Source organism: Ruegeria sp. CDSA033 (genome assembly GCF_059612305.1).
Genome location: NZ_JBXWQI010000001.1, coordinates 356,014 through 369,829, shown reverse-complemented (window position 1 = coordinate 369,829; position 13,816 = coordinate 356,014). Strand labels below are relative to the sequence as shown.

Below are 13,816 nucleotides of genomic sequence, written 5' to 3'. Positions count from 1 at the left end.
GTGCTAGTCCTGCCCTTCGAATTGCTCGGCCTCGGCGGCGGCTTGTGCGGCGGCGTCCTGGATCAGTGGAACGGCTACTGGGCTTTCGGCCCCTACGATCAGCGCGCGACCATATCCCCAAACCTGAAGTAACAGCCGTAGGCAAAGCACCGAGAACGCCACAGGTGCCAGCAGTTTGGCGGGCCACAGCGGGATACCGATATCGATTGAACTGTCCCGGCTCCACATCGGCGCGCCAAAATCGAACGAGCGGTCAAAATGGGACCAGCTGCCCCAGACCAAGGCCAGCATCAGCACCAGGATCAGAAGAACCGAAATAAGCTCGAACAGCCACAGCGCCCGGCCGTGCAGGCGTGAGATGACAATGTCCATCCGTATGTGACCGCCATCGCGCTGAACATATGAAATGCCCAGAAATGCAATCAGCGGCATCGCCTGTTCGATCCAGTCGACATATCCCGGCAAAGGTGCGTTAATCGCATTGCGTCCGCTGACCGAGACAACCGCCAGAACCATAAGACTGAACACGGCAAGGCCGCTGATCAGAGCCAGAAACCGCTCTAACCTCAACAACTTACGGTCCAAAGAACTCAGGAGGCTGTTGTCTTCAAGCACCGTGGCCTGTCCTGCCATTGCGGTGTTCCCCTGTATTTTTATTGGTGTCCGGATGCCCCGATGGGCACCCGGATTTTGCGTTTAGTTACCGCTGCGCTGCTGTTCCAGCGTGGACTGGACCAGATCATACAGGTCCTGCGCAGGAATACCCTGAGCGGACATATCCTCAATCCACTGTGCCCGGATGGGATCGGCAGCTTTGGTGCGGAACTCTGCGATTACCGCATCATCGATCTGTACCTTTGCGACGCCCTTTTCGTCCAAAACACTGTCCCACTGTTCCAGCAGCGATCCATAATTGGCCAGATAGTGATCAATCGCTTCGTCGATCGAACTGTCCAGCGCTTCGCGATGCTCAGCCGGCAGTGCCTCATAGGCATCGATATTGACCACAACCGGGCAATTCACAGTGCCGGGGTTCAGGTTAGCCGTCCACCAATCCGCTTCGTTGATCGTGCCAAAAGACAGATGCGCGTGCTGAGCAAAGGCAACCGTGTCAACGACACCGGACTCCATTGCGTTAAAGGCTTCGGTTGCAGGAACCGAAGTCGGCACGCCACCTACCGCCTCGAATGCCTTGCCCAGACCACCTGTGGCGCGGACACGCATGCCTTCGAACTCGGCAAGTTCGTCACGCGGGTCGCCGGTTCCGACGATGTTGTACTGCGGCATGGGCGAGGTCATGATGATACGCGCATTCCACTGCGCCATCTCATCCTTAACGGCAGGGTGATCGTAAACCGCGTGGCTGACGGCAACTTCCTCATCCAGGTTGTTCACGCCTAGGAACGGTAGTTCCAGAACGGTGATCGCGCGGTTTTTGTCGCGATGATATCCGGCACAGAACTGCGCCATCTCAAACGCACCAATTTCGATTCCATCCAGATTTTCGCGCGGCTTGGACAGGCCACCATAGCTGACATTGATGGTGAAATCGCCGTTTGTCTTTTCGCTGACCAACTCAGACAGTTTCTCAACATGCTCGGTAAACGCACGACGTTTGCCCCAGACCGAAGCATTCCATTCAGTTGCGGCTGCCTCGGACACGAACGCAACACACAAGGCGGCCACAGCAGAGCCGCTCAAGATCTTTTTCATACTGATTTCTCCCTTTGCTGCACCCCCTTACCGAGGCGCTTGCGGTCAAAGCTAGCGCCAACATCGGAATGTGCCAACCCCCGGTCAGCATTCATGGCCAGTAAGGAATGGCACCGTTGAGCGCTAACAACCGAAAGGTGAGTCTCAGATGCAATTTAGTTGTAATCGGGCGGCTTATTTCTGCACAAATTTTCATTACAGCCAAAGCTATGTAAAGGCACCACTATTCCCAATGATGATCTCTTTCTTTACAAAACCACTTCGAGCCAAAAAAATAATTTACAAACTAATCGTGATAAATCGGTAATTTATTTCCTTGTTTTCAGCTCTCCGTATTATTGCGCATAAGGAGGAAACAGATCGACATCGCCAGTTCAGCAGGCAAAATCGGTCTGATTCAATATGATCCAGAGGGAGGAGCCTCAGAATGACAACCGCTGCCCAGGCAGAAGCCAATACCTTTCCGCCGTCCGCCGAAACCGTGGCCCGCACGCATGTTAACGCTGAAAAATACACTGAGATGTATGCGGCTTCGATCAACGATCCCGTCGCGTTCTGGGACGAACAAGGCAAGCGGATCGACTGGATCAAGCCCTACACACAAGTCAAAGATGTAAACTATGATTTCGGCTCGGTCGGAATCAACTGGTACGCAGACGGCACGCTGAACGTTTCGGCCAACTGCCTGGACCGCCATCTGAAAACCCGCGGCGATCAAACTGCGATCATCTGGGAACCGGATGATCCAAAAGACGAAGCGCAGCACATCACCTATGCTGAGTTGCACCGCCGGACCTGCCGCATGGCAAACATTCTGGAATCGCTGGGCGTGCGTAAGGGCGACCGCGTCGTGATCTATATGCCGATGATCCCCGAGGCCGCCTATGCCATGCTGGCCTGCGCGCGCATTGGCGCGATCCATTCGATCGTCTTTGCGGGTTTTTCACCAGACGCTCTGGCGGCGCGCGTCAATGGCTGCGACGCAAAGGTTGTCATCACTGCCGACGAGGCCCCGCGAGGCGGCCGCAAGACTGCGCTGAAATCCAATGCGGACGCCGCCCTGTTGCACTGCAAAGACACGGTGAAATGCCTGGTGGTCAAACGCACTGGTGGTCAGACCACATGGATCGACGGCCGCGACTATGATTACAACGAATTGGCGCTTGAGGCCGATGACTACTGCGCGCCTGCTGAGATGAGCGCCGAAGACCCGCTTTTCATCCTCTACACCTCCGGCTCGACCGGACAACCCAAGGGTGTGGTACATACCACTGGCGGCTATCTGGTTTTCGCATCGCTGACCCATGAGATCACTTTCGATTACCACGAGGGCGATGTGTATTGGTGCACTGCTGACGTGGGCTGGGTCACAGGCCACAGCTATATCGTCTATGGCCCGCTGGCCAACGGCGCGACTACTCTGATGTTCGAAGGTGTCCCTACCTACCCCGACGCGGGCCGGTTCTGGGAGGTATGCGCCAAGCACAAGGTCAACCAGTTCTATACCGCACCAACCGCGATCCGCGCGTTGATGGGGCAAGGCAACGAGTGGGTCGAGAAGCATGATCTGAGCGACCTGAAACTACTGGGCACCGTGGGCGAACCGATCAACCCCGAAGCCTGGAACTGGTACAATGAGGTAGTCGGCAAAGGCAATTGCCCCATCGTGGATACATGGTGGCAGACCGAGACCGGTGGTCATCTGATGACCCCCCTGCCCGGCGCTCACGCGATGAAGCCGGGCGCTGCGATGAAACCATTCTTCGGCATTCAGCCGGTCGTGCTGGACCCGCAATCAGGCATCGAGATCAACGGCAACGGCGTCGAAGGTGTTCTGTGTATCAAGGACAGCTGGCCCGGCCAAATGCGCACCGTCTGGGGTGATCATGAACGGTTCGAAAAGACCTATTTCTCGGACTACAAAGGTTACTACTTCACCGGTGACGGCTGCCGTCGTGACGAGGATGGTGATTACTGGATCACCGGTCGCGTTGACGATGTGATCAACGTCTCGGGCCACCGCATGGGGACCGCCGAAGTTGAAAGCGCGCTTGTAGCGCATGCCGCCGTGGCCGAGGCCGCCGTGGTCGGATACCCCCATGAGATCAAAGGGCAAGGCATCTATTGCTATGTCACTCTGATGAATGACCGCGAGCCGTCGGATGAGCTGCTGAAAGAGCTGCGCACCTGGGTCCGGACCGAGATCGGCCCGATTGCGTCGCCCGACGTGATCCAGTGGGCACCCGGTCTGCCCAAGACCCGTTCCGGCAAGATCATGCGCCGTATCCTGCGCAAAATTGCCGAGAACGACTTTGGCGCATTGGGCGATACTTCGACACTTGCCGATCCAGCGGTGGTCGAAGACCTGATCGAAAATCGTGCAAACAAGTGAGGATGTGATGGACGCCGCCACGATCACCACACCCGCTGTTCTGATCCTTCTCGGCCCTCCGGGTGCCGGGAAGGGAACACAGGCCCGTATGCTTGAAGACAAGTTCGGGCTGGTTCAACTCAGCACTGGCGACCTGCTGCGTGCGGCAGTTGCGGCCGAAACCGATGCTGGCAAAGCCGCAAAGGCCGTGATGGAGGCTGGTGATCTGGTCAGCGACGACATCGTCATTGCGATCCTTCGTGATCGCCTAGCTGAACCGGACTGCGCCAAGGGCGTCATTCTGGACGGATTTCCTCGCACCACGGTTCAGGCCGAGGCGTTGGATGGGCTACTTTCGGAAACCGGGCAGAAGATCAACGCCGCCATCAGCCTTGAAGTCGAAGATGGTGAAATGGTGATCCGTATCTCGGGCCGTTACACCTGCGCCGGATGTGGCGAAGGGTTCCATGACACGTTCAAGGTCCCTGTTGTTAAAAGCAAGTGTGACAAGTGCGGCAGCACCGAGTTCAAGCGCCGTGCCGATGACAACGCCGAAACCGTTGCCTCGCGCCTCGCGGCCTATCACGCGCAAACCGCGCCGCTGATTACCTATTACCAAGACCACGGTGTTCTGGAAGGTCTGAACGCCATGGGCAATATCGATGACATCGCGGGCAATCTGGAAAGGATTGTCAGCGACGCCATGAACTAAGGGAAGACGGCCTGCCCTGAACAAGGGCCCAATTCCTAAAGGAAAACTTCAAAGTACCCGCCTTGGCGGATCGGAGAAGTCGTGCCTTATGCCACCCTGGCATTCGGCATTTCGAAAAGCGGCCCCGCGCGTTGGAGGTTTAGGACAACGGGTCGCCCATGGAAGAAGCGAAGGAGGAACCCGCAATGGCGGATCAATCAACACACTCCGCGCAGACTGCCGAAGCCGACAAGGGCTATTGGCAGGCGAACCTGCGTCTCATCTACATCAGCCTCGTGATCTGGGCGCTGGTGTCTTTTGGATTCGGCATTCTGCTGCGTCCATTGCTGTCCGGCATCGCCGTTGGCGGCACCGATCTGGGCTTTTGGTTCGCTCAGCAAGGATCAATCCTGGTCTTTCTGGTGCTGATCTTCAACTACGCCTGGCGCATGAACAAGTTGGACGCCGAATTTGGCGTGGATGAGGAGTAAGCGGAATGGACCAGTTTACCATTAACCTGCTCTTTGTGGGCGCGAGTTTTGCGCTGTACATCGGCATTGCGATTTGGGCCCGCGCGGGTTCCACATCGGAATTCTACGCCGCCGGTCGCGGCATTCACCCGGTCACCAACGGTATGGCGACAGCGGCAGACTGGATGTCTGCGGCCTCGTTCATCTCGATGGCGGGCCTGATCGCCTTCACCGGCTATGACAATTCGACCTTCCTGATGGGTTGGACTGGCGGTTACGTGCTGCTGGCACTGTTACTTGCACCCTATCTGCGTAAGTTTGGCAAATACACCGTCTCGGAATTTATCGGCGACCGTTTCTACAGCCAGACCGCACGTATCGTTGCCGTGATCTGTCTGATCGTTGCATCGGTGACTTACGTGATTGGTCAGATGACCGGTGTGGGCGTGGCCTTTGGCCGCTTCCTCGAGGTGTCCAACACCTCTGGTCTGCTGATCGGTGCCTGTGTCGTGTTTGCATACGCGGTGTTCGGTGGGATGAAAGGCGTGACCTACACACAGGTCGCTCAGTACTGCGTACTGATCACCGCCTACACAATCCCGGCGATCTTCATCTCGCTGCAGCTGACCGGTACGCCGGTTCCGGCGCTGGGTCTGTTCAGCGACACCGCCAGCGGTGAACCTCTGCTGACCAAGCTGGACGCGATTGTGACCGAGCTGGGCTTTAACGAATACACTGCCCACCATTCGAACACGCTGAACATGGTGCTGTTCACGCTGTCGCTGATGATCGGTACTGCCGGTCTGCCACACGTGATCATGCGCTTCTTCACCGTACCGAAAGTGTCTGACGCCCGCTGGTCCGCTGGCTGGACGCTGGTCTTCATCGCTCTGCTGTATCTGACCGCCCCTGCGGTTGGCGCAATGGCGCGTCTGAACATCACCGACATGATGTGGCCCAATGGTGGCATCGAAGGTGGCGCTGTCTCGGTCGAAGATATCGACAATGATCCGCGCTATGACTGGATGCAGACGTGGCAGAAAACCGGTCTGTTGGACTGGGAAGACAAGAACGGCGACGGCAAGATCCAGTACTACAACGACAAGAATGCCGACATGCAGGCTCTAGCGGAAGAAAAAGGCTGGGTCGGTAACGAGCTGACCAAGTTCAACCGCGATATCCTGGTTCTGGCCAACCCCGAGATTGCCAACCTGCCGGGTTGGGTGATCGGTCTGGTCGCTGCCGGTGGTCTTGCGGCTGCTCTGTCGACCGCTGCGGGTCTGTTGCTGGCGATCTCGTCGGCGGTATCCCACGACCTTGTCAAAGGTGCGATCAACCCGCAAATCTCTGAAAAAGGAGAACTGCTGGCTGCTCGTATCGCCATGGCCGTGGCCATCGTTGTCGCAACCTATCTGGGTCTGAACCCACCGGGCTTTGCGGCGCAAACCGTGGCCCTGGCGTTTGGTCTGGCGGCTGCCTCGATCTTCCCGGCGCTGATGATGGGGATCTTCTCGACCCGTATCAACAACACCGGTGCTGTCGCAGGTATGCTGGCTGGTCTGACCGTAACCCTGGTCTACATCTTCCTGCACAAGGGCTGGCTGTTCATTCCGGGCACCAACTCGTTCACTGATGCTGATCCGCTTCTGGGTCCGATCAAGTCGACCTCGTTCGGCGCCATCGGTGCAATGATCAACTTCGGCGTTGCTTACGTCGTCGCCGGAATGACCAAAGAGACTCCGCCGGAGATCGTTGAATTGGTCGAAAGCGTGCGTATTCCCCGTGGCGCAGGCGCAGCTCAGAATAAATGAGTATGATACGGTGCATGGATCCTTTTCACGTGCCGCATCTTTCGACCGACTACTCCCGCCCGGCACTATGCCGGGCGGGATTTTTCAAAACCGGAAAGCCAGGATTTGACGATGCCCCTGTCTCATGACGAAATCACCCGGTTCCTGAAGTCCGTCCACCCCTATGATGCCCTGCCCCCAGAAACACTGGATCAGATCGCCAATCAGATCGAGGTTTGGGAGGTCGAGGAAAACTTTCCCGTGTACGAGCTTGGGCACACCCTGCCCGGTGTTTTCGTGATCTATGAGGGGCACGTCGAAATCACTGATGAAAACGACGCCGTGGTATCTCATCTTGGTCTGCGCAATTCGTTTGGTGAGCGTGGGCTACTGAAAGACGGCAAGGCCGCGACCAAGGCGCGTGCGCATACGCCGTCCGTCTTGCTGGTCCTGCCCCCTGGTCTGGTGCGTGAGCTTATTGACGGGCACGACGTCGTTTCGAAATTCTTCAACCGGACCCGTTCGAACCGGTCCGGCCCGCAAAGCCTGGCCACCAGCGCGATTGACGTTCTTATGGCACATAACCCTGCAACCTGCCCACCGGACACATCGGTTCAGGAAGCCGCCCGGATCATGCGTGACAAGCACATTTCATCCTTGTGCGTCACCGAAGCGGATAACCTGCTGGGCATCGCCACCTTGCGCGATATCTCGGGCAAGTACGTAGCCAATGGCATGCCCGCAGACACGCCGGTATCAGCGATCATGACAGCGAACCCAATCACCCTGTCGCCATCTGACATTGGATCTGACGTTCTGCACGTGATGATGGAACGCGGGATCGGTCATATCCCGATCAGCGAAGGTGGACGTTTGGTCGGCATCGTAACGCAAACGGACTTAACCCATTATCAGGCGGTGAATTCGGCAGAGCTTGTCCGCCGTATTGCTCAAGCGGAATCAGCGGATCAAATGGCGGTGGTGACGGCTGAAATCCCGCAGCTTCTGGTGCAACTGGTGGCTGCCGGAAACCGGCACGAGATCGTGACGCGGCTGATAACGGATATTGCAGACACAGCAACCCGCCGACTGTTGGCCTTGGCCGAGGACAAGCTGGGCCCAGCACCCGTTCCCTACTTGTGGTTGGCTTGTGGGTCGCAAGGGCGGCAGGAACAGACAGGCGTGTCCGATCAAGACAACTGTCTGATGCTGGATGACAGTGTGACCGATGCCGATATGAAGTACTTCGCCGAGCTTGCCAAATACGTCTCGGATGGCCTGGACACCTGCGGATATTTCTATTGCCCGGGCGACATGATGGCGACCAACCCACGATGGTGTCAGCCCGTCCGAGTTTGGCGCGACTACTTCAACGGGTGGATCGCCAAACCGAACCCCGAGGCGCAGATGCTGGCCTCAGTCATGTTCGACCTGCGCCCTATCGGCGGGGCCTTTCACCTGTTTGATGATTTGCGAGCCAAGACTTTGGCAGCGGCCAACGCAAACTCGATCTTTGTGGCACACATGATCTCAAATTCGCTAAAACATACGCCTCCGTTGGGTCTGTTGCGCGGGTTTGCGACCATCCGGTCTGGTGAACATCGCAATACGCTGGACCTCAAACACAATGGCGTGGTCCCCGTCGTCGATCTTGCGCGAATCTACGGCCTTCAGGGTCAATTGACCGAAGCCAATACTCGGGCGCGTCTGAAAGCAGCCGCATCTGGCGGCATCCTCAGCCCCTCGGGCGCGCGGGATTTGCTGGATGCGTATGATCTGATCGCAGAAACCCGCCTTGAGCATCAGGTCAGGCTTGTGAAGGGTGATCAAAAGCCGGACAATTTCCTGCCGCCCTCGGACCTGTCGGATTTTGAGCGAAGTCATCTTCGGGATGCGTTCGTTGTGGTAAAAACCATGCAATCGGCAGTAGGTCACGGCAAGGGAATGCTGGGCTAAAGCGGCAATAACTATTGGCGACTACGCCAGACATACGGAGAGTCACATGTTTCTGGAACTGATCGGCACAATATTTGCAGGCTTTGCTTTCGCGGGCATCGTAATGGTTCTGAACAAAGTGACGGGTGGCCGCCTGCCCCGCTGGATGACGCCCGTTGCCGCAGGTCTCGGCATGATCGGCATGACGATTACCAGTGAATATTCCTGGTACGACCGCACACGCGATACCCTTCCCGAAGGTATGACCGTCATTCAAGAGGTTGAAAGCCGCGCCTTCTATCGCCCCTGGACCTATGCTGTGCCCTTCGTAGACCGCTTTGCCGCCATTGATGCCGGTTCCGTTCGCACAAATGAACAGGTTCCCGAACAACGGTTGGTGGAACTGTATTTCTTTGGTCGCTGGGCCCCGGTCTCAAAACTGCCGGTCGTGGTCAACTGCAAAGAGTTCAGCCGCGCCAATCTTGCGGATGGGGCAGAATTCGCGGATGACGGGCGGCTGCTGAACGCCGACTGGATCGACGTCACCGCCAGTGACCCAATCGTCGAGGCAACCTGCGGAGTGTGACATGCTGAACCGGTTAAGCCTGCGTCTGCGCATTTTCCTGTTCTTCTGCCTGTTGGCCTTTGGCGCTCTGACCGTCAGCTCTGTGGCACTGTGGATCAGCTATCGACGCGTTGCTGATCCTGATCTGCTTGATTCATTCATCTTTGCCGAAATCCTGATGGGTTTTGGCTTTCTGGCTTTGACTGCGGCGGTTTGGTTATTATTCGACGACAATGTCGCCAAGCCAATCGAACGGATATCCGCCCAGCTCAGGGCCCGCGCGCATGCCGGAGTTAGCACCGAATTGGACACACAGGCCGCGCGATATCTGGGTGATCTGGCACCAGCCGCGGCCGGACTGGCCGACCAATTGTCCGGTAAAACCATGGACGTAGCACAGGCCGTGGCCGAAGAGACGGCACATCTGGCGGCAGAAAAACACCGTCTGACGGCCTTACTGACCGAAATTCCAGTTGCGATGCTGTTGGCGAGCCCAACACACAAGATCGTTTTGTACGATGGTCAGGCGGCCGAGGTTCTGGCACAGGTTGCGCATCCCCGGCTGAATGCCTCGTTGTTTGAATACCTACAATCTGACCTGCTGGAGGAGGCCCATTCCAAACTGGTGAAAACCGGGCTGGAGGTCGCCTGCACGCTAACCAGCGTCGATGGTACGCAGAGTTACCGCGCGCGCATGAAGCCCCTTGGCGGCGCACCCGGATACATGCTGATCTTCGAGGACAGTGCCGCGAACATCGCACCCGAAGCCGCGCGGCCTTTGGTGTATGACTTCGACTTGCTGAACACCTCGACGGATGAGACCTTCGAAAACCTTGCTCTGCAGGATTTGTGTTTCGTCGTGTTTGACACCGAAACCACCGGACTGCTGCCACACAAGGACGAAATCGTTCAGATCGGAGCTGTACGGGTTGTCAACGGCCGCATCGTGGACGGAGAGCAGCTGGACACATTGGTTGATCCCGGCATCCCGATCCCTCCGGCCTCGACCAAGGTGCACAAGATCAGCGATCGCATGGTTCAGGGTGCGCCGGGCATCGCCGATGCCGGGCGCGCGCTGCATCAGTTTGCCCGCGATGCAGTGATCGTGGCCCATAACGCGCCATTCGACATGGCCTTTTTGCGGCGACATGCAAACCGCATGGATGTCGATTGGGATCACCCCATTCTGGATACGGTTCTGTTGTCTGCCGTGCTGTTCGGGGCAAGTGACAAACACACGCTGGATGCTCTGTGCGAACGGTTGGAAATCACCATCCCCGAACAACTGCGCCATACCGCCCTGGGTGATGCGGTTGCTACCGCCGAAGCGCTGGTCAGAATGCTACCGATGCTGCAGGCGCGCGGCATGACAACCTTTGGCCTGGTCGTTAAGGCAACGCGCCAACATGGTCGTCTGTTGGAAGACCTGAACTAGTTCGGAAAACACGCAAACGGGGCGCAGCTTTTCATGGACAAACCCCGCGCGTCGTGGCACCTGAGGCACGGCCACGGGATGAGCGCGCAATGACGGAAAAACAATTCACTCCAACCCCGGATCAAAGCACCGCTTTTCGCGAAGCATTGGGGTGTTTCGGAACCGGTGTGACGGTGATCACCACGAACACCGATCAGGGCCCTCGAGCCATTACGGTCAACTCGTTCGCGTCGGTATCGCTGGACCCGCCACTTGTTTTGTGGTGCTTGGCCAAAGACTCCAACCGGTTCGACGATTTCAACACCAGCCGACATTATTCGATCCACGTGATGGGACAGGATCAACAGGAACAGGCCCTGCGCTTTGCTCGCGACGGCAAGGATTTTTCGCACGCGGAATGGGCCCACGACCCGGCGCGCCGGCCCCAATTATCCGGTTGTCTGGCGCGGTTCGATTGTCAGGTGCACGCCCAACACGATGCGGGGGATCACCTGATCATTGTTGGTGAGGTTCAAAAGGTCATGTACCGCACCGGCAAAGGTTTGATCTTTAAGCGCGGTCAATTTGGCGGCTTTGCGGATCTGATCTGACGGTTATTCGTCCAATGACCCATGTACGGCCAGAGCCTCTAGCTGAGTCTCTTGCGGCGTGATCACACGGAAAGCCTCACGCACTCCGGCGTCTGACAGCTCACGCGAGACGGTCAGCAGCGTGTTTGGGTTATGCTCATCACACAGCTCGGACATGTGGGCGATCTCGGCCCGTGCGACGTCCATGGCGGCCTCGACCGACGGTGCCCCGTAAAGCTGCACAAAGTGTTCAGCAAGGCTCTGCGCGATCTGATCCAGCTCGCCCTGTTCCACCTGCGTGACCGCGACGAATGTCACCCGCCCAAAGGTTTCCACGCCTAACCAGCCATTCGCAAAAGCCTGACGCGCTTTGCCTTCAAGATCGCCTTCGCCCCAATTTGAGAACTCGAATCCGCCCGAAATGCACCATTCCCCGGTTCGCGCCGGGGAGTGGAACACATTCATGTCGCTTTCGTCGAAATGGATTGCGCGCGCTAGTTTCATCATCCGTTCTCCAACAATTCCGTCAGCGGGCGAAGCTGTGTATCTGAACCATGCCGGATCAGCATGCCGAACCGTTCATCCGTCCCCAGAAACACGCCCGTTTCACCGAAGGGCTCTCCTACTCCGCGCAGCAGGCCTATCCATTCTCCGTGCACAGGCGCGTTGCCGTCCTCTTGCCAGCGGTTCAGCCATGTCATCATGTGCCGCGACCAGCTTTCGACAAGCTGCGTTGCCGAGACATCCGCGCAGCCCTCGTCGTAAAGTGCGGTGACATCCGGGTTTTCGCCCGGTGCCTGACTGGTTTGCAGCAGCGCCAAATCCCAACCGACGATCAGCCAATCCGGTTCTGCTTCTGGATCTGCATCCGAAGCTGCCACACGGAACATTCCGCATTTGGCCCCATTCACACATATCAGCCCGTCCCACCCCAGATGAACCGCGACCTCAGGCGGAGCTAGCGCGCCCAGCGCGTTCTGGAACCCAACAGCGCAAAGCGGCACCATTGCCATCGCATCGCGCAAGACAACCTCGGGGGCAAAAACGATGGCCACACGCAGACGATCGGCCTGAATGTTATAAACCACGGTACCGCCATCACAGCCCAGCGCAGCCATGGCCTGCGCGCGCTCGAACGGGTCTTCCCCACCCTGCACCGGGTAGCCCGTCAGCAAAGGGGGAAAAACCGGCTCGTTCATGCGTTGCCCTTGGCAATCATGCCGCGCGCAATTTGGCGAAACGCTTCGGCTTGCGGACTGTCGGGCTTGCTGACCACGATCGGTGCACCGCCATCAGCGGCAACTCGGATATCCAGATGCAGCGGGATTTCACCCAGCAAAGGAACGCCCAGCGCCTCGGCCTCGGACTTTACGCCGCCATGGCCGAACACATGTTCTTCATGCCCGCAGTTCGAGCAGATATGCGTCGACATATTCTCAATCATCCCAAGGATGGGCGTCTTGAGCTGGTTGAACATGTCGATCCCCTTGCGGGCATCGATCAGAGCCACGTCCTGAGGAGTCGAGACAACAATGGCGCCGTCCACGTTGAACTTCTGGCTAAGCGTCAGCTGCACGTCACCTGTGCCGGGCGGCAGGTCGACGATTAGAACATCCAGCGCGCCCCATTGCACCTGACCCATCATCTGTTGCAGCGCGCCCATCAGCATCGGGCCACGCCAGACAACGGCCTGACCTTCATTGGTCATCAGACCCATCGACATCATGGTGACGCCGTGGTTGCGCAATGGCAGGATCGTTTTGCCGTCAGGACTGGCCGGACGGCCCGAAACACCCAGCATCCGCGGTTGCGACGGTCCATAGACATCTGCGTCCAACAGCCCCACGCGTCGCCCTTCGGCCGCCAAGGCACAAGCCAGGTTGGCAGAAACCGTGGACTTGCCAACGCCGCCCTTGCCCGAAGCCACAGCGATAATTCTGTCCACACCCGGCACGGCTTGCGGACCAGTCTGCGAGGGTTTCGGTTTCGGCTTCAGATCTGGCGGTGCCTTTTCGGAATGTGCGGTCAGCATGGCCGAGACCGTGGAAACACCGTCGACCAACTTTGCGGCCTGTTCGGCTGCGGCACGGACGGGTTCCATCTGCTCGGCCTGCTTGGGGTCGATCTCAAGCACAAAGCGCACAGTGTCCCCTTCGACGTTCAGCGCGCGAACAACTCCGGCGCTGACGATGTCCTGTCCAGAGACGGGGTCGGTGATCTTTCTCAGGTTTGCAAGAACTGCGTCACGAACACTCATGCGTCATTCTCCTTTTGGAA

The 13,816-nt window shown here is 57.8% G+C and carries 13 protein-coding genes; 8 read left to right on the top strand and 5 right to left on the bottom strand.

The genetic code is table 11. The features are described 5' to 3' along the window. Positions 1 to 3: 3 nt before the first annotated feature. Together AC2FLA_RS01890 and dctP are read right to left on the bottom strand one after the other, a co-directional pair. Entirely contained in the window at positions 4 to 633 is a 630-nt protein-coding gene (locus AC2FLA_RS01890; RefSeq protein ID WP_058273821.1) for a TRAP transporter small permease, read from the bottom strand. 63 nt (positions 634 to 696) lie between these two features. Beyond that, positions 697 to 1,713: a TRAP transporter substrate-binding protein DctP gene (gene dctP / locus AC2FLA_RS01885; RefSeq protein WP_496720051.1), complete on the bottom strand. Its 1,017-nt coding sequence runs from the start codon at positions 1,711 to 1,713 to the stop codon at positions 697 to 699. 427 nt (positions 1,714 to 2,140) lie between these two features. On the opposite strand from dctP, the gene acs reads away from it, so the two are divergent. The 8 genes from acs (at position 2,141) to AC2FLA_RS01845 (ending at position 11,560) form a co-directional block, all read left to right on the top strand. Beyond that, on the top strand, positions 2,141 to 4,105 hold the full coding sequence (acs, locus tag AC2FLA_RS01880) for an acetate--CoA ligase (RefSeq protein WP_496720050.1): 1,965 nt from the start codon (positions 2,141 to 2,143) through the stop codon (positions 4,103 to 4,105). Positions 4,106 to 4,112: 7 nt separating this feature from the next. Continuing rightward, positions 4,113 to 4,796, top strand: coding sequence for an adenylate kinase (locus AC2FLA_RS01875; protein ID WP_496720048.1), 684 nt, complete (start codon positions 4,113 to 4,115; stop codon positions 4,794 to 4,796). Positions 4,797 to 4,981: 185 nt separating this feature from the next. Beyond that, the gene (locus tag AC2FLA_RS01870) at positions 4,982 to 5,266 is read left to right on the top strand and encodes a DUF4212 domain-containing protein (protein WP_108859095.1); all 285 of its coding nucleotides are present in this window, start codon (positions 4,982 to 4,984) and stop codon (positions 5,264 to 5,266) included. 5 nt (positions 5,267 to 5,271) lie between these two features. Then, positions 5,272 to 7,056 carry a sodium:solute symporter family protein gene (locus tag AC2FLA_RS01865; RefSeq protein WP_058273825.1) on the top strand — a complete coding sequence of 595 codons (1,785 nt, stop codon included), beginning with the start codon at positions 5,272 to 5,274 and terminating at the stop codon, positions 7,054 to 7,056. Between the two features lie 111 nt (positions 7,057 to 7,167). Continuing rightward, positions 7,168 to 8,991, top strand: coding sequence for a DUF294 nucleotidyltransferase-like domain-containing protein (locus AC2FLA_RS01860; protein WP_496720046.1), 1,824 nt, complete (start codon positions 7,168 to 7,170; stop codon positions 8,989 to 8,991). A 46-nt stretch (positions 8,992 to 9,037) separates the two neighbouring features. Beyond that, positions 9,038 to 9,556: a hypothetical protein gene (locus tag AC2FLA_RS01855; RefSeq protein WP_496695159.1), complete on the top strand. Its 519-nt coding sequence runs from the start codon at positions 9,038 to 9,040 to the stop codon at positions 9,554 to 9,556. Between the two features lies 1 nt (position 9,557). Further along, positions 9,558 to 10,970, top strand: a complete 1,413-nt coding sequence (locus tag AC2FLA_RS01850; protein WP_496720044.1) for a 3'-5' exonuclease — start codon at positions 9,558 to 9,560, stop codon at positions 10,968 to 10,970. Positions 10,971 to 11,059: 89 nt separating this feature from the next. Further along, a complete protein-coding gene (locus tag AC2FLA_RS01845; protein ID WP_058278169.1) occupies positions 11,060 to 11,560 on the top strand; it encodes a flavin reductase family protein in 501 nt (166 codons plus the stop codon). Positions 11,561 to 11,563: 3 nt separating this feature from the next. Here the strand turns inward: AC2FLA_RS01845 and AC2FLA_RS01840 are convergent, their stop codons facing one another. From AC2FLA_RS01840 to AC2FLA_RS01830, 3 genes are read right to left on the bottom strand one after another with little or no spacing between them, the layout of a single operon-like run. After that, positions 11,564 to 12,043, bottom strand: coding sequence for a DUF6505 family protein (locus AC2FLA_RS01840; RefSeq protein ID WP_108859096.1), 480 nt, complete (start codon positions 12,041 to 12,043; stop codon positions 11,564 to 11,566). Further along, positions 12,043 to 12,738 carry a biotin/lipoate--protein ligase family protein gene (locus tag AC2FLA_RS01835; RefSeq protein ID WP_058273828.1) on the bottom strand — a complete coding sequence of 232 codons (696 nt, stop codon included), beginning with the start codon at positions 12,736 to 12,738 and terminating at the stop codon, positions 12,043 to 12,045. Before AC2FLA_RS01835 ends, AC2FLA_RS01840 begins: the two co-directional genes overlap by 1 nt. Continuing rightward, positions 12,735 to 13,796 (bottom strand): Mrp/NBP35 family ATP-binding protein, encoded by a 1,062-nt coding sequence (locus tag AC2FLA_RS01830; RefSeq protein ID WP_058273829.1) that lies wholly within the window; start codon positions 13,794 to 13,796, stop codon positions 12,735 to 12,737. Before AC2FLA_RS01830 ends, AC2FLA_RS01835 begins: the two co-directional genes overlap by 4 nt. Between the last annotated feature and the right edge of the window lie 20 nt (positions 13,797 to 13,816).